Below are 18,226 nucleotides of genomic sequence, written 5' to 3'. Positions count from 1 at the left end.
GGCTTCATAACCCGCCACCAGAGCGTTGGCGATAGCCGCCTTTTTCCCGATCTCAAAAAGCTTCTTGCTCTTCGTGTCCATCAAGGTGGAGAGGTTGCCCAGCATGCCGGTCATGACCGACACCCGTTCCTGATGCTCCGCCTCCGCCAGGGCCTTGCGCTTGCCCTTCTCTCTTTCCTCTATGGCTGTGAGCGTGGCTTGATGCTGCGCGGACAGCTCGCCCAACAACTCCATATGTTGGGTTTGGGTTAACAGGTTTTCGTCCAACGCCTCCTGCAGCATGTCGCGCCGGCGCTCGTAGGATTCCCGTTCCGCTTCTTCCTCGGTCAGCAGAGATTCGCGAATGCTTTCCACGTTGCCGCGTATTTCGTTCTGACGCTGCAGCGCGGCGTTGGCTTCCTCCTGCGCGGCTTTTACGCGTTGAAGGTTGTCCGCCACGGTAGCGGTCACGCCTTGGTAGTCCTGCAAGGTGACGACGCTTTGCCCCAGGGTGACGTTGAACTTTTCCGTCTCCTGATCCGCCGCCGCCATCTGAGCGAAGATGTCGCCTGTAGCGCCGCGCAGGTTCTCCTGCATGCTGTATAGCTCGGCGTCGACCTCCGCCACATCATCGGAAAGCTTGCCCAGGTAGTAAGTCGCCACCCGGATAAACTCAATCACGCTGGCGCTTACCTCCAAGGCGCCGGCGGCGAGCAACCGCACCGCCTGCCCGCCCAGCTTGGCCGCCTCGGGCAGCACATCCCCCAGAAAGTGCGCGACCTGCTCGATGGTCGGCCCCAACGCCACAGCCATGTTGTTGGTCATGCCCGTCAGCGCCGCGTTCATCTTGATGATGGCGGCATTGGCGGCGGTGGCCTGCGTCGCAAAGCTGGTGCTGATGGTATTGCCGGTGCGGTCGGACTCTTCACCCATGGCCCGAATGGCGGCGCTGCCGCCTTCCATGGTTTGCAGCAGGGCGACGCCTTCGGAGTCCAACAGCTTCATGGCGAGGCGCACCCGGTCCGACTTCTCAGGCACCTCCGCCAGTGCGTCCGCCAGCACTTCAAATTGCTGTTCGGGACGCAGTTGCTGGAGCTTCTGCGCGGATAAGCCCAGCGCTTTGATTGCGCCTATGGCTTCGCCGCTGCCGGCGGCCGCCTCGGCGATGCGTCGCGTCATGCGCTGCAGGCCCGTTTCCAGCGTGCCGGCGGATACGCCCGACAATTCCGCCGCGTAGGCGAGACGGCTCAACCCTTCCACACTCACGCCCAGGCGCACGCTCAGGTCGCCCAGGTGGTTGGCCGCGTCCAGACTGCCTTTGATGACCCCGCCAAACACGCCCGCCGTGGCGATGGTGGCCAGCGTCGTAAACATCTTGCCGGCATTGTTGGCCGCCGACGCCGTGCGCTCCAGATGGGTGTTGACGCTGCGCAATCCGTCCTCGACCTTGGCCGTCGCAAGGCGCAGATCGATAGACAACGCGCCAATCATTTCCTGACTCATAGAAGGCTTTAACCAGGTTAAAAGGGAGAGAGAAGAAAGGGGTTAGGCGTCGCGCCAGGCGTCGCCGAATAGGAGGTTCTTCAGTGCGTCCGACCGCTCCGCGCTACTCTGGCGCTCACGTTCGAATTGCTCGGCGTAGGCGTCCAGGGATTCGTAAGCCATCCATTCCGCCAGCTCGGCGGAGTCGATCTCCTGCAGGAGGGTTCTAACGGTTTTGCCCAATTTGGCGGCGAGGTAAAAGTAAAACCGGCGCTCGGGCCGGCTTAGGAGTTTTTTGCGGCATCCTCCACTTCGCCTTGGGTTAAGCGATTGAGTCGGGCGGCGACATGATAGACGCGATCCAGGGCGGCGCAGGATTTGGCGCCCAGGGCTTTGACGTCGCTCTCGCTGAATAAACGCTCGCCTTTGTCATCCACCAGACAGACCGCCACCAGCTTGGCGCGGATGTTAGTCAGATCCCTATGCGCGCTGCCATCTGGAGATAACTTCACCAGCGAGCCTTCGTAATCGTCGCGGGCGGCGCCGCTCATCAGGGCGACCCGCACGGTCCCGCCCCACTCCGGCACGTCTACGTCTTCCGATGTGATATCTTGCGCCGCCAGGATCTGGGCTTTGTTTAAATAACTCATAAAGGTTCCTCGTTTAGGGTTTCGCGAAAGTAGGTTTACCAGTGATGCGCAGCGCGGCGGAGCCTTCCACCATGCCGCTGATGCCGCCGCTCAAACTGGTGGCGTTTTTGACGTAAGCCTTGAATGTGGCGGTGGTTAAATCTGGAAAAGTAATCTTGACGGTCTTCAGCGCCCCGGACAGCTCGGCGGCGCGGATCTCGTTTTGGCCGGGGTCCGCGTAGTTAATAAACCAGTCCAGAGAGAAAGAGCCCCAGTCGCGCTTGCCGAGGAAAAACTCGGACGCCTCGCTACTTAAATCCGTGTTGTCGATTTCGGGGCGCTCCCCATCAAAACCGGAATAGGATTTAACCCCGGTCACCTCAATGTCGGGTGTGCCGGCGGTCGTACCGTCGATTTCAATTTTTGTCCCGTCGGCGGGCATTTTCGCCATGGTCAGTCCTCGTAAAAGGTGAATGAATAATCCAGCATCAGCCGGTGGAGCTGGGCCGCGTCGTCGTACTCGTAGGTTTTGCCGTTGCGCACGGCGGTGAAGTCTTGGCCTCGCGGAGCCAGCGCTTTGATAACCGCCTCCGCCAGCTGGTCCGCCTGCTTGAGCGTCGGCGCCCAGGCGTCTATCTGCGCCCGTTCGCGGCGGCGGTTATCCTCTCCGCCCAGGTCGTTGACGGGATCGTCGCCGACATACAGCAGAGACAGCGCCGGCGTTGCTGCGTTGGGCGGTAGAAAGCGTCCGTGGATCGCGGACGGCGGGATCAGCGCCCTGATCTGATCCGCCTTACGCACTCGCTTCAGCAATCGGGGGATGATCATTCCCGCGTACTCCTTCAGGGTTGATTAATTGCGCTTCGCACGCGCTTGAATAATGGAACGCCACATGCGTTTGCCGGCGGCTTTGACCGCCGCGTCCTTGGCGCGCAGAAACGCCGGGCGCAGGAAAGGACGCGGGGCAATGCCGGGATGGTTAACGCCGGACACCACCTGCGAACCGATGCGCAGACGCTTTTTGTTTTTGCGCTTGTTGCGACCGCGCCCGGTAGTCGGGTTGGGGATGGCGTGCGGCGCCGCGCCGAACTCGATAAAGCGGGCGTAGTAGGCTTTGGGATGCACGCCTACGCGACCGGTGTAGCCGCGCCCGCTGCGATCCCTACGAAGCTTGTAGCGGATGTGTTTACGCAGATGGCCGCTTTTCACTGGCGCGCCTTGGCGGATCTCTTTCCTAAACGTTTTGGCGGCTTCCGTCAGTCCGTCTCGCGCCGCCTTGTTGGCCGCCTGCTTGCCGAGTTGCTGTAAGGCTTGATGCAGCTCGCGCAAGCCGCTGATCTTGACGCCGCTGCTCATACCGCCGCCCCCGTGTCCGCGCACATCAGCACCCACTCTTTGTTTTCCTCGCGGGTGTTGATGGCTGAATGGATGTCATAGACGCGCCCTTGATAGATCACCCGGTGATCCTGGGACGTGAGCCCAGCCAGCGCCGGCTCCCAACGCAGCACTATGCGGGTGGTTAATTCGGCGCGGGGACCGCTGGCGGCCAGGAACTCCCGACCGGACAGCGGCTCCACGCCCGCCCAACGCGTGGCGAGTTCTCGCCAGCCTTGCACGGTTTCGCCGTATTCATCCTGAGTCGTGTCATTAACCTGAATCGTCACCCGCCGCCGTAGTCGTCCCGCCCTCATAGCCTGCGAATCCGTAGCAGATCTAACAGGGCTTTAGAACATAGCGGAACCTGTGAGACTGTCGCCGCCGTCTGGTCCTCCCGTTGCTCGTACAGGGTGGCGATGATCATTTTTATGGCGTGCTTGGCCAGCTCGGGAATGCTCTCGCCTTCCTCCAGGGAAAGCCCGGAATACTCCTGCGCCAGATTGCGCGCCACGGCGATCAGGGTTTCGATGTAGCCGTCTTCGTCGCCATGTTCCACGCGCAGATGCTGCTTGGCTTCCTCTAAGGTGATGGGGGCCATTACGCCCCCTTACTCAAGGTCAGCACCTTGATTGCGTTGGAGTCGACCAGCATGCCGCCCACCCGCTTCGTGGTGTAGAAGTGGACGAAGGGTTTGTGGGTGTAGGGGTCACGCAGCATGCGCGCGCCAATACGGTCCACAATGCTGTAACCACGCATGAAGTCCCCGAACAAGATAGCGTTAGCATCCGCCGCCACTTCCGGCATGTCCTCGTTCTCTTCAATGCCGTAACCCAACAGCAAGGAGGGCTGGCCCGCCTCGATGCCCGGACGCCACATGTAGTTACCGTCCGCGTCCTTGAACTTGCGCACCTTCTCCACCGTGGTTCCGGTCATCATCCAGCTGGCGTTACGGCGAAATGCTTTCTTGAGACGGTAGATCACGCTTAGCAGGTTATCCGCGGTGAAGTCGCCCGCCTTGCCGCTGATCACTCGTTGCAGCTTGCCAAACTCGCGGGAAGCATCCGGGGCGGCGTCCATGGCGTAAGACAGGATGCCTTTCGGTTTGCCCACGCCATCGCCATTTAGAAAGGCGTCGGCTTCGCGGTCGACGAACTCTTGCGCCACCTCGTCGGCGATCCACTGCTCGACGTTAAAATACACATCGTCCAGCGCCTTTTGGGTCGTGGCGGGATTCGCATAAATCTCACCCATGAAGGCTTCAATCTGCGCCAGCTTGGGTGTGTTGGTTTCCGGGCGGGCGTCGGTCTCGCCGACCCAGCCGGAACCGGCGCCGCCCAGGTTCACCAAACGCTTGTAGCCATCCGTGGATACTTGGATATTCCGGCACAGCGCCCGCATCGGCGACAGCTCGCGCTCCAGCTCCAGGATCTGGCGGTCCAGTTCCTCCGGCACGCCAAAGCCGCCGTCCTGATTCGCGCCCAGATTGACGGCCTTGGCTTCAATGCCGGCGGCGTTGTTCTTGCGCATCCACTGGTCGATAAAGTGTTTGCGGTATTCCGCATCGCCCTCCACGGTCCCGGGGCGGTTCTGCTTTTTATAAAGGCCGTCCAGCTCCTTTTTCAGGGCCTCCAGTTCGCTAAGCTGGGCGTTGAGCTTGTCGGTTTTTTCGGTGAGCTTGATTACCTCCGCCTTGGTGGCTTCCAGGTTGGAATCGTTCGCCGCCTTGAACTCGGTGAAGCGAGCGGACAGGGTGTCGGCGACGTCTTGAATGTCTTTTAATTCGACTGCCATAAATAGAAAGTTCCTTAGTTAAACAGGGATTGCAGGGATTTAAGGGCGGTCAGCGCCTGCGCTTGCTCAGCCTCTCGCGGAGACAAGGCGGGGTAGCCTTTGGCCATGAAGGCCAGGGCCTGTTTGCGCGAAAACCCTAACTCTCTTAGGGAACGCTCCACTAACGCCGGGGCGGGCATTTGCCCGCGTTGCAGCGCGCTTTTCACATTGGCGATCCGCGCTTCATCGTTGGCGGGAAAGGTCACCAGAGACACTTCCCACAGGTCGATTTCTTTGATTAAGAACGCCTCTTTGGCGCTGTCGTATTCCATGCCGTTGGACGGGACGGAATACCCAATAGAGAGGCCGGAAATTGAGCCGGCTTTAAGGTGCCCATAAGCGCGCCTGGCTAACGGGTCATCGTCGATTAGCAGACGCCCGGACAACTTCAGACCGTGCTCGTCCTCCTCCATGGCGGTATAGACGCCTATCGGCTCGTCCATGCGGTGTTGCCATAACAGCGCAGGCATGCGGCCTTGCTGTTTCCAGCGTTCCAGCGAGGCCGTGAACGCGCCTTTCAGTACGATGTCTGAGTAGGAGTCTTTGACCCCGAATACGGAGCCGTACCCTTCAAACTCACCAGAGTCGGACAGGGACTTGATCTTTAATGGGATATTCAGTTTTTGCTTGGTGTGCATACGTGCCTCGTATGGCTGCTTAATGCGTTTCCGTCTCGTCGGCAGGCTTGCCGTTAACGGCCATGTTCAATGGCGTCAGGTAGGTGTCGCCGCCTTCCCTGGGGTTCATGTCCTCCAGGATGCGGACCTCGTTCGGACTCATGACGCCGTTTTGAATCATGGCGGTGTAGTACTCGCTGCGGGTCTTCATGTCTCCGCGCATCAGAGCGTTGATGTTGAACTTGGCGAAATGGCTGGCCCGCTCTTTGTCTGAGAGCAGCGCCTTGTTAATGCGCTTCTCGATGCGGGTGCAATACGGAATCAGAGTGTGACGGGCGAACGCCAAGTCTTGATGCTCGATATTCGAAAACGTCGCCCGCTCCAGGTCGCCGATCATGTGCGGCGGCACCCGGAAAAAGCCGGCGATCTCGGAGCGTTGAAACTTGCGGGTTTCAAGGAATTGCGAGTCCTCCGCCGTCATCGACACCTGCAGCCACTTCAAGCCGCCGTCAAGGATCATCTCGCGGTTCTGGTTGGACACGCCCCTGTGTAACTCCATTTCCTGTTTCAATCGCTCGTATTGTTTATCTGTCAGCGCGTGATCGGTGGAGAGCACGCCAGAGGGTTTCGCGCCATGGGCGAACAAGGTTGATCCATGCTTTTCCGTCGCCTTGGCCAGCCCCAGGCAGTGGCGGTTGTATTGAATTGGGTTCAATCCTGTTAAGCCGTCCAAGCTCCATAAGCGGATATGCAGCACCTCCTCCGCCAGCAGCGTGCGAACGGGGCCGCTTTTAAATTGCACGTCATAGGTCAGTTCGTAGTCGTTGGAGAGTTTCGGCGTTACCGCATCCGGCGCCATGGGCAGCAGCTCCAGCACCCGGCCCGACGCCGTGCGGTTGATGTAGCTGTAATGGTTGCCGCGCAAACACAGGTGCGCGACGATCAGTTCTTTATATTCTTGGTCGGTCAGGTAGTCGTTCGGTCCATGTTTCAACAACGTCTGCAGCGGGTGGTTAGTCGCCTTTTCCGATCCGCCGCCGGGCAGCTCCTTAAACAGATTTAAGGGCAGCATGCCGATAGATTCCGTCAGCACTTTGATGCAGGAAAACACGGCGCTGATCTCCGGCGCGTTGCCGGGAGTGATCTGTACGCCGGCGTCGGCGTCATACCATGCGCCCAGCAACTCCGCGAGCTTGGCGGAGCTATCAATCACCGCCGTGCTTTTACGTCTGAATAACTTAAACATCAGGCAAACCTTATGCTGGGGCCGGTGGTTTCCGCCGCCAGCATGGCGCGGCCCACGGCCATGATGAGCGCGACCGCGCCGTCGATTTTTTTGTCTTTGTGTTCTTTGGTCGGGCGCACCACATCGTCATCGGCGCCGCCCATGTAGCGTCCGACGACGTTGCCCATACACCAGGTTAAAATGGGGTGGCCATCGTGATGAAAACGCCCGGCGGCGATGGCCGCTTCCAGCTCTTTCATGCCGGCGGACATGCCGGAATAGTTCTGCGTGATCTGCACCGGGTTCAGGTTCTCGTCGTCCAGGCGGTGAGACAGGTTCAGCGCGCCGTGCGGATCGATGCCGATCTCCGCAATGGGGTGGCGTTGGTTGGTGTCGGTGACTTCCGCCAGCACTTCCAGATAGTCCACTTCCGCGCCGTCGGTAGCGGTCAGCGCGCCCAGGTTGACCCACTTCTGATAGCGGCTGCTTAACTTGCGGTTATCCGGGTTGTTGACCGTATCCTCAGGCGCCCAGAACACCGGCGAGAGGCAGTAGTAATGCCGGCGGGTTCTGCCGTCCTCGTCCATCAAGTCGCGGTAGAACAGTTTGACGAAGGCGTTAAGGTCGAGTTTGCCGGCCAAGTCCAGACCGCCGATACACTCCTGACCTTCGAAGTCCTCCGCGTTCAGGCTGGGGTCATAACATTTAGCCCACTGCTCCATATTGAAAAAGGCGCTGCGAGCGGTGACCCAAATGTTCAGGTGTTTAATCTTGAAAATGTTCTGGAAGCGGGCGCTGCGAATCGCTTTTTGCTGCTGACTTTCCAAATACTTTTTATAAACGCTGACGCCCAAATTAGGATTAGCCATGGCCAATACATCCGGGTCCGCCCAGCGCTCCGGATCATCCACGCCATACATCAACGCGAACAACTCGTCATTGGGCGCGACGCCGTCCAGCATCTCTTGCGCTTCGGTCTGCTTGTCGTAGCAAGGGCCTTCGATGTTGTTGCCGGCGGTGGTGATAATAAACGTCAGCGGCTGCCGGCGTGCCCCCTGCCCCGTCACCATGGTCTCGTACAGGTCGGGGGCGTCGTGTTCGTGGTATTCATCGATCAGCGCACAGGAGGGGCTTGCGCCATCGCCGGGCTTGCCAATGACCGGTTCAAAGCGAGCCTCATCCGCCGGGCGGTTCAGGTTCTTGGCGTTAACGGCAATGCCCTTGGCCTTTTGCAATAACGGCGTGCGCGAGACCATCAGCTTGGCTGGCCTGAAAACCTCCCAGGCTTGGCGTTCGTTGGTCGCTCCGCTGTAGACTTCGGCGCCGAACTCGGCGTCGCAAGCGAACATATACAGCCCCACGCCGGCGGCGATGATCGACTTGCCGTTCTTGCGCGGGACGCACCAATACACCTCCCTAAAGCGGCGCAGGTCGTCGGCCTTGCTCTTCCATCCGAAGATGTTGACGAAGCCGAACACCTGCCAGGGTTCCAAGCGTATTAGCTGACGTTTGAACGCCCACTCGCCCTTGGTATGCGGCAGCAGCTGGACGAACTCGCAGACACGCTCGGCCTCGGCCTTGTCGAAGTAATACGGATAGACCGGGTCGCTTTCCTGGGCGAGGTCATCCAGGTAACGTTGGCACGCGAGGCGCGTGTATCGATACGCCGGGATAGACCCGTCCAGCACGGCGCGGGCGTACCGCGTCGCCGCCTCGACGTGAGGATATTTAGCCGCCATGGAGTAACCGAAATCAGAATTTATCGAAAGGGTTTGACGTGTCGTGATTGCCGCCGCCGGTAAGACGTTGGCGACTGGATGGGTCCAGGCCCAGGAGCGCCCCGAAGGTCGCCAGTTGTTTTAAGGATTCGTTGGCGACGGTGGCCGCCGGGTTCTTTTTCAGGCCGCCGTTTGCGTCCGTAATAGTGATGCCATATTGCGCCAGTTCTCTTTCCGCCTGACGCCATCGACCATAGGCGGCGCAGAAGGCCTCCAGGTTGTGCGCGTCGGTAATGGCGATGATCTTTTGCGCGCACAGCTCCGGGGCGATCAGCTCCCACATGCGGCGTGCGTCGTCGCCCAGCCAGTCCGGGCAATCGATGTTAGTGATCTGTGAAAACTGGGGTTCGTGGGTGTTGAGTTGACGCTTGCCAGGGTTGCCGGCCAGGAGCTTTTGCGCAACGGGCTTGGGCTTCCGCCCCCGTCCTGCTCTGGTTGCGGTTCCACTCATTGCGTTAGCCTGAATTTTTTAATTTCGCGGGTATAAAAAAAGACTTAGGGGTGCGGTGTTGGTCGCTCAGGTATCAGAGATTTGACCCGCCCCGCCCCTCTGAGCATAACAAGCATACTCAATCACCTGAAGGTGAGGCTTGATTCCGGGGTATCGTGAAATAGAAGCGACTCCCGTTTCCAGTGCACTCATATCCAACCGTTCCATTATGCTTCTCTATAATAAGCTTACATATATAGAGACCTAGACCCGTTCCCATCTGGGCGTGCCTAGTATTATCCTGACTAAACCTCTCAAACAATCGAGGCTGAAACTCCTCAGAAACGCCTCGCCCAAAATCAATAACACTAACAACAGCCTCTTCGTCTTTCAAAGCGATAACCACCTTTACGTCAGCGCCTGCTGGGGAATGCTTGACCGCATTAGACAAATAGTTTGTTAACACTTGAGAGAGTCTAAACCGATCACCGTTGACAACAACTCCCTTATCCTCAACGTTTAATAGCAGGTTTATCCCATACTTGTCCGCAAAGGACTGATTTTCTTCGACGCATTCTTTGGCTAGACTAAACAAGTTAATATTATTAAGGTTTATAGTTATTTCATCGCTAGAAAGCTTGTCTACATGCAGAATGTCATCGACCACCGCCTTCAACTTCCCACAGTTTCTTTGCGCGATATTTAATAGATTATTCACTCCTTCAGGGATATCACCAAATTTATTAGTCAAGAGTAAATCTACAGCCCCTATTATGGCGGTTAAGGGAGTTCTAAGCTCATGATTGATTATAGATATCAGGTTTTCCTTTGACCTCTCAATCTCTTTTCTTGCACTAAGATCAACGAGTGAAAGTAATAGCATACGCTCAGCTTCATAGTAAATCGACTTTACACTTAACTGAAAAAATATAGGAGCGACGCGCTCAGCATTAACTTCAACTTCTATCATTAAAGGTGAGCATTCGCCTTCAGTGGCGCAATATTGCAAATGGGTAAGTAGTTCATCGGTCGTTTCCTTATTAAAGATATCGGAAACATTAAACGTCTCTCCCCCCTTGATGCCCAGCACACTTTCAGCCTCAGCATTCATCTTCACAGCCTCGCCGCGCTTATTGACGACAAGTAAGCCATGAGGACTGTTATGGAAGAGAGACTCGTATTGATGACTCAGCAACATCATGGCTGTGACGTTTGTATGAGCACCCAACATCCTTACTGGCGCACCAGACTCATTCCTTATTGCCAGTCCTCTGCAGCGGACCCAAACAGTCGAGCCATCATGATGCTTGTACCGAACAATCTGATCATAGGCATGCTTCGGATCAGCACAATGCTTCTTAAAATTCTCATAAGCAACCGCCAAATCTTCTGGAAAAATCATGTCCTGCCATTCGCTTGCCAGATGCTGTTTTTCCGCCGGATCATAGCCAAAAGTCGTCCAAAACCTGTCACTCATCCACTCATTTTCTGGCTTTTCAAGATCCCAATACCATATCCCATCAAGCGATCCAGCCTGAATGAACTCAAAGATTGAGTCGTCACTCTTTAGTAGGGAGTACAACTCTGACTGAAGGTAATGCTTTTTGGCCATAAACTTAGAAAACTCCATTTCTTCCTTCCAGTGGCAGAGTGGATAGCTCGATTCAATAAGCTTAGCAGCTAGCTCCTCACATGCTCTGCTTAGGCTAATTTGAGAGCAGCCTATTCAACTCTCCCCCCGCTAAACTGAAATCTCCGTAAGCCCTCCAGTGTAGTGGTCAACAAATCCTAGATACAGATTTAATGTTTTCTTGGTGTCTACGTAGGACAGCAGCTTGATAATAACCAGTTTAGACACTGTTTCCCGTTTTGGAACGATGACAGCCATTACAAATTGCCTGCAGGTTCATCTCTTGATCGTCACCGCCTCCCGCCTTCGGTTGTATGTGGTCCACCTCCGTCGCCGCGCTGGTTCGCCCCTGCTTTAAACACACCTGACACAAGTAGTTATCCCGTCTCAGTATCCGCACCCTCAGCTTCCGCCATTGCCAACCGTAACCGCGTTGGGTGTCGCTGCCTTTCTGTTGTTGCCAGACTCCCCAGCGTGTCGCCTCTCGCTTGTCTGCGTGGCTCTCACAGTATCGTGACTTGTGTCGGGTCGTATTGGGACAGCCCTTATCCTTGCAAGGCCTTAACGAAGCTTGAGGCATTAGCGTTCACTCTGCCGCTCGATCAGGCGGTCTAACTTGTCGTTGATAGCTCGCAGGTCGGTTTTAATCTCATTGCGCACGGCGTCGATACGCTGACGCTGTTGCACCTGCTCTTCATTCAGGTACTTAACAGCCAGCGCGTTTTGCTCCACACGGCGATCTATGGAGCCCGCCCAGGTGATCACGGAAATGGCGATTACCAGCGTGCTGATCAGGTGGCCCACACTGATGGTTTTGTCCAAGTGCCAGTGCCTCCGGGGGATTTGGTTCTCTTCCATTATTTCTTACTCATCACGTCGGTTACCTTGGGGGCGATCTTCTCCAGCGATCTGCCGGCAACGTATCCGCCCAGTCCTATTTGCAGCAGATCCCAGGCTTCCACGCTAAGCCTAAACGTCAGCAGGCCGAAGGAGTCACACACAACCAAAGCCAGGAAACACAGCATGGTTAACGGGCGCCAGTTGCGCTGCAGGATGCTTTGGCCTTGCGCCTCCGCTTGGATCGTTCTGGCCTTCGCCTCCAGCAGCTTGGTTTCGTACTCCATCACCCGCTGGGTTAGCTCTGCCTGAATCTGGAATAGCTGCGCTTGTACCTGCAGGCGCTCCTCGTCACTGGTGTGGACGTTGTCGATAAGATCCGCGACCGGTTTAAACAGGTTCAGAATTGAGACCCAGGCGCTCATGGGTATTGCTTCCACGGCAGTTGATAATGAGGTCCGTCGAAAAAGCCGTTGAAATCGCCGCCCCACTCTATTGAAATGCCCAGCTCTTCGGCGGCTTGTTTCACAGCGTCGGCAAGTATCTGGTAATAACGGGCCTCCCAGGTGATAGCGCCGTTAACCAGTGCGCCCAGATCCACCGCATGTCCCGTTAAGTGTCGGCTGCGCATCGTCTTGGACTTGCCGGCCTTATACAGTTCCTTTTGGCGCTCGATGGTTCGCAGGCCTTCCAGCACAGTGAAGTCTATCGGGGTTTTCTGAATCGCCCTTTCCACTACTTTCACAATGTCGGGATGCAGGCCAACCAGGCGCGACTTGGAGCGCTTGCCCAGGTAATAAGTCATTCTTTATGTGTTCCAGAAATAAAAAAGCCCCGCAGTTGCGAGGCCCTTGGTAGGATTTATTTGTGGTCGGCGGGTTATCCCGCTTCCTTTAATGGTTCTGCCTGATGCTCGGATAAGCTCTGCAGCGTGTTTTTAAAGTAGGCTTCGTCCATATCGACGCCAATAAACTTGCGCCCCAGCTCGATGCAAGCTTTCCCGGTGGAGCCTGACCCCATGAAAGGATCAAAGACGACCTGTCCCGGCCTTGTGCTGGCCTGAACGATATGGCGCATCATATCGAGCGGTTTTTCACAAGGGTGTTTGCTTGGGTAGTGCTCCACAGGCCTGAAGTCCCACACGTCTGTATAAGGCACCGCTGCGTTGACTGAGAATGGACGCCGTAGGCTTTCGTATTCCTGCCGTAGCTCCTCATAGTCTCTCTTCAATTCTGAATAAGTGCGCTGTAGCTCGCCGTACTCCTGCGTCAATTCGCCATGCCCTCGCGGCAACTCTGCGGCGCGTTCGGCAAAGAGGCGTTGCAGGATTTCATATTGCTCCCGTGTGGGCAGCTTCCATTGGGAGGACGTAAACCAGTGCGTCGACATCTGCGTGCCGGTGGCGGCGTCGATATCCTTACTGGCGATCCCCGCTTTGGCTTTCGCTTCCCTAAAGTACGCAATCAGGGGCTCGAATACGTGGGCCTTTAACTCGATGCATTTTGAGATATAGCCTGACTGGCCCTTGGCGGCGCTCTCGGCGTTGTAGTGTTCAGCGAATAGAATTCGCTCGGTCTGGCCGAGGAATTGCCTCAGCGACTCTTTCCGGTGGCGTTTGAATACGCCGCTGGGTTTGCGCCATACGATATGGTTTAGAAGACGGAAGCGTTTGCCGATGCGCATCTCTACTTTGCCCGCCATGCGGTCGGAGCAAAACAGATACAGGCTACCGGATGGCTTCAGCACCCGGTGAAACTCCGCCAGGATATCGTCCAGCCAGTTTAGAAAGTCGTCTTCCTTTCGCCATTGGTTGTCCCAGGCGTCGGCCTTCACCTTGAAATAAGGCGGGTCCGTGGCGATCAGGTCAATGGAATTATCAGGTAATTGCTTCATCACCTCGCGGCAATCAGCGTTATAGAGTTGAACTCCCGGTGCGGGTACTACGTGTTCTGGTGTCATGATCCTTCCTGAATGGGCCGAATTACCCCCTGTCCATGCAACGGCGAGCGGCCCTTTAAAACGCAAAAACCCGGCTCCTTTCGGATACCGGGTCTCTTATATGGAAACGCCCTGAGAGTTGTCAGGGCGCAGTAGTGCACGATGTGAAAATAATGATAACCAATTATTCTCAATTAAGCAACAATTCATARAAATATGAATTATTACATCAATTTTTAAGAACAAATGAGGGTCAAGTTTCAGCCAAACTCATTCCGAAAAGAAGCTCTGTTGCTTTTGAAAAATCTAGGGGCAGAAGCCCTTCCTAATATTTTGATTGCACATCCACTCCAAATTAGAAACTCTGAGCATCCCCGTTATCTTCCCACCCGCTCCCTCAGCAGAGCTGGACATCCACCAAACTTGACTATAATTACACCGTATATTTGTGAGTCGTATGCAGACTTCAGGGAACCATTGTTCCCCTCCACCATTGTTGCAACGGGCTTAAAGAGCATTTGAATATATGCGCTACAGCTTTCCTCTCATCGTCATCAGCCAAAGGACTGCACACCACAATTTACGACAGCCACAGATCAAGAAACCGTCTTTTCGATTTAGCACACTGCGTGCCCAACTTAAGTTACACATAAGGCTCATTCTTGGCTTCCTAGCGACCGTATGCTTTACCGCATCAGCGCAAACCGTAGCACTGTTGATGGATGAGTCGTATCCGCCATACAGCTATGTCGAAAACAATGAAGCCAAAGGCATCTATGTCGACTTCATCAAAGAGGCGATGGACTCCATTCCTGACTACAAGGTCAAGCTTAAGCCGCTTCCCTGGAAAAGAGCGCTCAATCTGGTTGAAACCGGACGCGCCTTTGCCGTGTTCCCACCCTACTATCGCCCAGTCAGTCGCAGTTGGATGGATTACTCGGTTCCTCTTTATAAAGAGACGTTAGTGCTATTTATGCCCCCCGAATTGCTGGCGCGCCTGAAGCCCACTCGCTGGCCGGAGGATTATAAAGGCCTGCGCATCGGCCTGCAGCTGGGGTTCGCCACGCTGTCGCCGCAACAAAAGGAGCTGTTCGTCATTTCTGAGTCGCCCAATATTCTGACCAACCTGAAACAAATCGCGCTGGGCCGCATAGATGCTCACCCCAATGACTACCTATCGGTGTTGTGGACGCTGGAGCATAACCGTCAGGACTCGGCTTTAGCGTCCCTAGAAATCACTCCCGCAGCCATTATCAACGAGGAGGTCGCCTACCTCGCCTTTTCCAATATCCAGCCCGAACAATGGCCGTATCGGGCGGATTTCATCGCCAAAATGAACCAGTCCCTGGCGCGTATGAGGGATAAGAACCGGCTGCAGCAGATCGTCGAAAAATGGACAAACGACGTTAAGAACCCCGCCGAACACAGAGCTCCCCATCATGCTCGCTTTTCAATAATGACAACCACCAAAGAGGAATCAGAATGAAAAGAATAATTCTATTCGCCGCCCTGATGTTGGGATTCGTGGGGTTCGCCGCCGCGCAGTCCGTCACCCTGTTGATGGATGAAGCCTATCCTCCTTATAGCTATGCGGAAAACGGCAAAACCAAGGGAATATATGTGGACATCATCATGGAGGCGGCCAAGCTGACGCCGGACTACACGATCACGCTCAAACCTCTGCCTTGGAAACGCGCGCTGGCGCAAATGGAGAGCGGCGAGGAGTTTGCGCTGTTTCCTCCTTATTACCGCCCTGAAGATCGCCCCTGGATGGATTACTCCATTCCCTTGCTGACGGAGACAGTGGCGATGTTCGTCACGCAGGATATGGCCAGCAAAAAACAAATGAGCAAGTGGCCGGATGACTTCAAAGGCATGCGCGTTGGCTTGCAAAGTGGTTACGCAACCTTATCCGACGAAGAGAAAGCCATGTTCACCATGAGCCAAGCTTCCGACATTGTAGCTAACCTGAAGAAGATGGCCTCAGGTCGTATAGATGCTCACCCCAATGACAAGCTCTCCGTGCTGTGGACGCTGGAAAACAACCGTTCCGACCCCACTCTTAAAGACCTGAAAATCGAACCTGCAGCAGTCATCAGTGAAGAAGTCGCTTATCTGGCGTTCTCAAATACCAAGAACCAGAGCTTTCCCTATCGTGAAGACTTCATCTCAAAGATGAAAGCGGCTGTCGAGCAATTGAAGCAAAGCGGTAAGCTACAGGAAATCATAGATAGTTGGACCAAGTAGCCCAACAAAAGAACAACTAGTCATATTACGGCTGCTGGCGAATAAGCACTTACCGGCTACGTTTAACAGCAGCCATTTTCTCCTGCTCTTTTGCAGTTATGACTCATCGCGTCCTGTGAATATGAAGCGCTGCATCGATCCAGGCGACACCCGACTTCACCAACAGGTCCGCCTTGCGTCGGTCCAGCTTCGGCATGCGTCGAACCACATAGGACAAGTTCTCCCCCGCCATGTAATACAGCCGCACAACCTCCCCCATCTCCTCATCCCGCGCCCGCAGTTTGGAGACCGCCAAATCCACCTTGGCCGCCTCCTGATCCGTAATCACCGGCGAGCGGACCGAGCTGCCGCCCAAACGGGAAAAAGGCGTCGACGTGGGATACCCCACGCCCGCGTCCATCTTTGACCACCTCGCCCATTGCTCCAGCAACCAGGGGGTTTCACTCATTGCTCTATTCATGCAGCCTCTCTTAACTTCATCATTTGTGTAATCACTTCCACCGCTCGCCCGCTGTTAATGAGCTTGGCGTCGCAGCGGAACACGCTCCAACCCAACGCCATGGCTTCGGCGTATTTCTCCATGTCCGCGCTGATGCCTTTCGCCGTTTGGTGTCGGCCCAGCTTCAGGGTGCTGTTTTTGTTCCTGCCGTAGCAGGTGATCCCCTCCACCTCCGCCGCGATCCGGTAGTTTGGCCACGCGAAGTCAAAGCGCCAGCGCCGCACCGGATGAAACCGGTATTCCCTGACGGGCTCCGGCAGTTTCAGCGCCCGTATGTGCAGCGCCAGGGTTTCCTCCAACTTGCTCACCTCACCCCCAACAGTTCGTTTTCAATCAGTTTTATGTGCGTCCAGGCAAGCCAGTCCATGGTCAGTTGCTCCCGCTCCGTTTTCGTCAGTTCCTTGCCTTGGTCAAACCGCATGTGGCAAGGCGCGCACAACGGGAAGGTGGCGGCGTCTGACGCCTTCAATCCCCTGCCCTTGCCATGCCTCAACAGATTCGAATGCGCCGCTTGTGAGCCGCCTTCAATCCCACAGGAGGCGCAAGGTAGCTGCCTAATGGCTGCCAGTAGTTTGTTATTTCGATAAATCACGCCCCGTACCTCATCCGCTCCGCTCGCTTGTTGGCTGACTTGGTCCGCCATATCTCGACGGCCCATTCCGCCGTCCGCAGTTCCCAATGCAAACGCGCCTCCTCTTCCGTCGCCTGCATCAGGCCTTTCAACAACTCCAAGTATTCCGGGTGACGCCTCGCCCAGGCCTCTTGGCGGTTCGCCGCTGTCAGGTCCGGGTCCGCGCTCTCCGCCTCTCTCATGAGAATGGCGATCTTGGACTTGCGGAACTCCTCCAGGTAAACCCGGTTCGCTTTGGCTCTCGCGAACTCGGCGGCCTTGTTGCGGATGTTCTGGAGCTTCTGCTCCAGGGTTTCGTCGCTCATGCTGCCCGCCTCCGAATCAAAGCCCTGGCCATCTCTGGCGTGATCACCGTCGGCGCCGCTTTCGGTTTGGCCTTCAGCGCAAAGTAGGTCCGCACATGCGCCTCCACCATCGCCCGGAATTGAGCGGGAACAGCCGCCAGCGCTTTGGCTCGCGCTTCCCTGCCCTGCATTTGTAGAATCTCGGCGGCGTATTCTCTTGGGCGCTTAGTCATGCTTAACCGCCCTCCAGGCCACTGCCTTACGTCCTGAAATCGAACACTCCATGATCCCGACGCGCTCCACCAATCCCGCTTTTTCCGCGTCCGGCAGTCGTCTGGCGACCATGTAGCGATCCAGCTTGGCGGTCCGCGCCAGTTCTGAACTGGTCCACCCTATGACCCAATCAGGGACCGGGCGTTTGGCCAGCTCCAGCGCGACAAGCTGCGTCTGCGTCCAGCGGCTCGGCTCATTGGCTGCCGCCGCCAGATGGCTGCTTACGGGATCGGTTCTTCTTGCGTGTGTTTGTGTCATTACTGCTTTTCCTTGGCCTAGCTGCTGGCCGAAACTGATTTCAACAAGTCCGCCATGCGTCGGCGGGCTTCTTCGCGTGGGACGGGCTTAGACGCCTTGGCTGGTTGCTCTGGTAACGCCTTTGGGATGTCCGCTTGGATGTCTTCCCCGTTCATGACGCGGCGACAAACGATGTCGTAATTGCGCGTGAACAGCGGCAGCATTTCCCTTTCGGTACGCACCCTAAGCTCGTAACTCCCCGTCGCCTTTGCGGCGATGCGTACCGCCAGATAGGCGATGCTC

General features: G+C 56.2%; 27 protein-coding genes and 1 pseudogene. 2 read left to right on the top strand and 26 right to left on the bottom strand.

The genetic code is table 11. The features are described 5' to 3' along the window. The 19 genes from KP814_RS30685 to KP814_RS30595 form a co-directional block, all read right to left on the bottom strand. The coding region (locus KP814_RS30685; protein WP_216740362.1) for a hypothetical protein at positions 1 to 1,482 on the bottom strand (1,482 nt) is incomplete at its 3' end. 42 nt (positions 1,483 to 1,524) lie between these two features. Beyond that, positions 1,525 to 1,704, bottom strand: a complete 180-nt coding sequence (locus KP814_RS30680; protein ID WP_216740361.1) for a hypothetical protein — start codon at positions 1,702 to 1,704, stop codon at positions 1,525 to 1,527. 41 nt (positions 1,705 to 1,745) lie between these two features. Further along, positions 1,746 to 2,111, bottom strand: a complete 366-nt coding sequence (locus KP814_RS30675; RefSeq protein ID WP_216740360.1) for a hypothetical protein — start codon at positions 2,109 to 2,111, stop codon at positions 1,746 to 1,748. A 13-nt stretch (positions 2,112 to 2,124) separates the two neighbouring features. Next, a complete protein-coding gene (locus KP814_RS30670) occupies positions 2,125 to 2,541 on the bottom strand; it encodes a phage tail tube protein (RefSeq protein WP_216740359.1) in 417 nt (138 codons plus the stop codon). Positions 2,542 to 2,543: 2 nt separating this feature from the next. Beyond that, positions 2,544 to 2,918, bottom strand: coding sequence for a DUF3168 domain-containing protein (locus tag KP814_RS30665; protein WP_216740358.1), 375 nt, complete (start codon positions 2,916 to 2,918; stop codon positions 2,544 to 2,546). 24 nt (positions 2,919 to 2,942) lie between these two features. Continuing rightward, positions 2,943 to 3,482, bottom strand: a complete 540-nt coding sequence (locus KP814_RS30660) for an HK97-gp10 family putative phage morphogenesis protein (protein ID WP_216740357.1) — start codon at positions 3,480 to 3,482, stop codon at positions 2,943 to 2,945. Then, positions 3,443 to 3,781 (bottom strand): phage head closure protein, encoded by a 339-nt coding sequence (locus KP814_RS30655; protein WP_216740356.1) that lies wholly within the window; start codon positions 3,779 to 3,781, stop codon positions 3,443 to 3,445. Before KP814_RS30655 ends, KP814_RS30660 begins: the two co-directional genes overlap by 40 nt. After that, on the bottom strand, positions 3,778 to 4,065 hold the full coding sequence (locus tag KP814_RS30650; RefSeq protein WP_216740355.1) for a head-tail connector protein: 288 nt from the start codon (positions 4,063 to 4,065) through the stop codon (positions 3,778 to 3,780). The genes KP814_RS30655 and KP814_RS30650 overlap by 4 nt, the downstream gene beginning before the upstream one ends. Beyond that, positions 4,065 to 5,258: a phage major capsid protein gene (locus KP814_RS30645; RefSeq protein ID WP_216740354.1), complete on the bottom strand. Its 1,194-nt coding sequence runs from the start codon at positions 5,256 to 5,258 to the stop codon at positions 4,065 to 4,067. Before KP814_RS30645 ends, KP814_RS30650 begins: the two co-directional genes overlap by 1 nt. Positions 5,259 to 5,272: 14 nt before the next feature. After that, positions 5,273 to 5,935: an HK97 family phage prohead protease gene (locus KP814_RS30640; RefSeq protein WP_216740353.1), complete on the bottom strand. Its 663-nt coding sequence runs from the start codon at positions 5,933 to 5,935 to the stop codon at positions 5,273 to 5,275. 19 nt (positions 5,936 to 5,954) lie between these two features. Beyond that, entirely contained in the window at positions 5,955 to 7,160 is a 1,206-nt protein-coding gene (locus tag KP814_RS30635; protein WP_216740352.1) for a phage portal protein, read from the bottom strand. Then, positions 7,160 to 8,878, bottom strand: a complete 1,719-nt coding sequence (locus tag KP814_RS30630) for a terminase large subunit (RefSeq protein WP_216740351.1) — start codon at positions 8,876 to 8,878, stop codon at positions 7,160 to 7,162. Before KP814_RS30630 ends, KP814_RS30635 begins: the two co-directional genes overlap by 1 nt. Before the next feature lie 13 nt (positions 8,879 to 8,891). Then, positions 8,892 to 9,368: a phage terminase small subunit P27 family gene (locus KP814_RS30625; RefSeq protein WP_216740350.1), complete on the bottom strand. Its 477-nt coding sequence runs from the start codon at positions 9,366 to 9,368 to the stop codon at positions 8,892 to 8,894. A gap of 118 nt (positions 9,369 to 9,486) precedes the next feature. After that, positions 9,487 to 10,977, bottom strand: a complete 1,491-nt coding sequence (locus tag KP814_RS30620) for an ATP-binding protein (protein ID WP_216740349.1) — start codon at positions 10,975 to 10,977, stop codon at positions 9,487 to 9,489. Between the two features lie 220 nt (positions 10,978 to 11,197). Beyond that, a complete protein-coding gene (locus KP814_RS30615; protein ID WP_216740348.1) occupies positions 11,198 to 11,557 on the bottom strand; it encodes an HNH endonuclease in 360 nt (119 codons plus the stop codon). After that, the gene (locus KP814_RS30610) at positions 11,557 to 11,835 is read right to left on the bottom strand and encodes a hypothetical protein (RefSeq protein WP_216740347.1); all 279 of its coding nucleotides are present in this window, start codon (positions 11,833 to 11,835) and stop codon (positions 11,557 to 11,559) included. The genes KP814_RS30615 and KP814_RS30610 overlap by 1 nt, the downstream gene beginning before the upstream one ends. Then, positions 11,835 to 12,239: a 3TM-type holin gene (locus KP814_RS30605; RefSeq protein ID WP_253938756.1), complete on the bottom strand. Its 405-nt coding sequence runs from the start codon at positions 12,237 to 12,239 to the stop codon at positions 11,835 to 11,837. Before KP814_RS30605 ends, KP814_RS30610 begins: the two co-directional genes overlap by 1 nt. Further along, complete coding sequence (locus KP814_RS30600; protein WP_216740345.1) at positions 12,236 to 12,619, bottom strand: M15 family metallopeptidase; 384 nt, start codon at positions 12,617 to 12,619, stop codon at positions 12,236 to 12,238. The genes KP814_RS30605 and KP814_RS30600 overlap by 4 nt, the downstream gene beginning before the upstream one ends. Before the next feature lie 74 nt (positions 12,620 to 12,693). After that, entirely contained in the window at positions 12,694 to 13,773 is a 1,080-nt protein-coding gene (locus KP814_RS30595; protein ID WP_216740344.1) for a site-specific DNA-methyltransferase, read from the bottom strand. Positions 13,774 to 14,470: 697 nt separating this feature from the next. Between KP814_RS30595 and KP814_RS30590 the strand changes: the two genes are divergently transcribed. After that, complete coding sequence (locus tag KP814_RS30590; RefSeq protein WP_253938755.1) at positions 14,471 to 15,238, top strand: ABC transporter substrate-binding protein; 768 nt, start codon at positions 14,471 to 14,473, stop codon at positions 15,236 to 15,238. After that, complete coding sequence (locus tag KP814_RS30585; protein WP_216740342.1) at positions 15,235 to 15,999, top strand: ABC transporter substrate-binding protein; 765 nt, start codon at positions 15,235 to 15,237, stop codon at positions 15,997 to 15,999. The genes KP814_RS30590 and KP814_RS30585 overlap by 4 nt, the downstream gene beginning before the upstream one ends. Before the next feature lie 103 nt (positions 16,000 to 16,102). On the opposite strand, the gene KP814_RS30580 is transcribed toward KP814_RS30585, so the two are convergent. The 7 genes and pseudogenes from KP814_RS30580 to KP814_RS30550 all read right to left on the bottom strand — a co-directional run. Continuing rightward, positions 16,103 to 16,459: a hypothetical protein gene (locus KP814_RS30580; protein WP_216740341.1), complete on the bottom strand. Its 357-nt coding sequence runs from the start codon at positions 16,457 to 16,459 to the stop codon at positions 16,103 to 16,105. Further along, positions 16,456 to 16,806, bottom strand: coding sequence for an endonuclease domain-containing protein (locus tag KP814_RS30575; RefSeq protein WP_216740340.1), 351 nt, complete (start codon positions 16,804 to 16,806; stop codon positions 16,456 to 16,458). Before KP814_RS30575 ends, KP814_RS30580 begins: the two co-directional genes overlap by 4 nt. Continuing rightward, positions 16,803 to 17,090 (bottom strand): DUF968 domain-containing protein, encoded by a 288-nt coding sequence (locus KP814_RS30570; RefSeq protein WP_216740339.1) that lies wholly within the window; start codon positions 17,088 to 17,090, stop codon positions 16,803 to 16,805. The genes KP814_RS30575 and KP814_RS30570 overlap by 4 nt, the downstream gene beginning before the upstream one ends. Beyond that, the gene (locus tag KP814_RS30565) at positions 17,087 to 17,434 is read right to left on the bottom strand and encodes a hypothetical protein (RefSeq protein ID WP_216740338.1); all 348 of its coding nucleotides are present in this window, start codon (positions 17,432 to 17,434) and stop codon (positions 17,087 to 17,089) included. Before KP814_RS30565 ends, KP814_RS30570 begins: the two co-directional genes overlap by 4 nt. Then, a complete protein-coding gene (locus tag KP814_RS30560; RefSeq protein WP_216740337.1) occupies positions 17,431 to 17,646 on the bottom strand; it encodes a hypothetical protein in 216 nt (71 codons plus the stop codon). Before KP814_RS30560 ends, KP814_RS30565 begins: the two co-directional genes overlap by 4 nt. Next, on the bottom strand, positions 17,639 to 17,944 hold the full coding sequence (locus KP814_RS30555; RefSeq protein ID WP_216740336.1) for a hypothetical protein: 306 nt from the start codon (positions 17,942 to 17,944) through the stop codon (positions 17,639 to 17,641). Before KP814_RS30555 ends, KP814_RS30560 begins: the two co-directional genes overlap by 8 nt. A gap of 17 nt (positions 17,945 to 17,961) precedes the next feature. Next, positions 17,962 to 18,226, bottom strand: a pseudogene (locus tag KP814_RS30550) (hypothetical protein); the annotation flags it as partial.

Origin of the sequence: Hahella sp. HN01 (assembly GCF_018986435.1) — a bacterium.
GTDB lineage: Bacteria > Pseudomonadota > Gammaproteobacteria > Pseudomonadales > Oleiphilaceae > Hahella.
The sequence above is the reverse complement of the archived record's forward strand: the minus strand, read 5'-3'. Positions and strand labels throughout refer to the sequence as shown.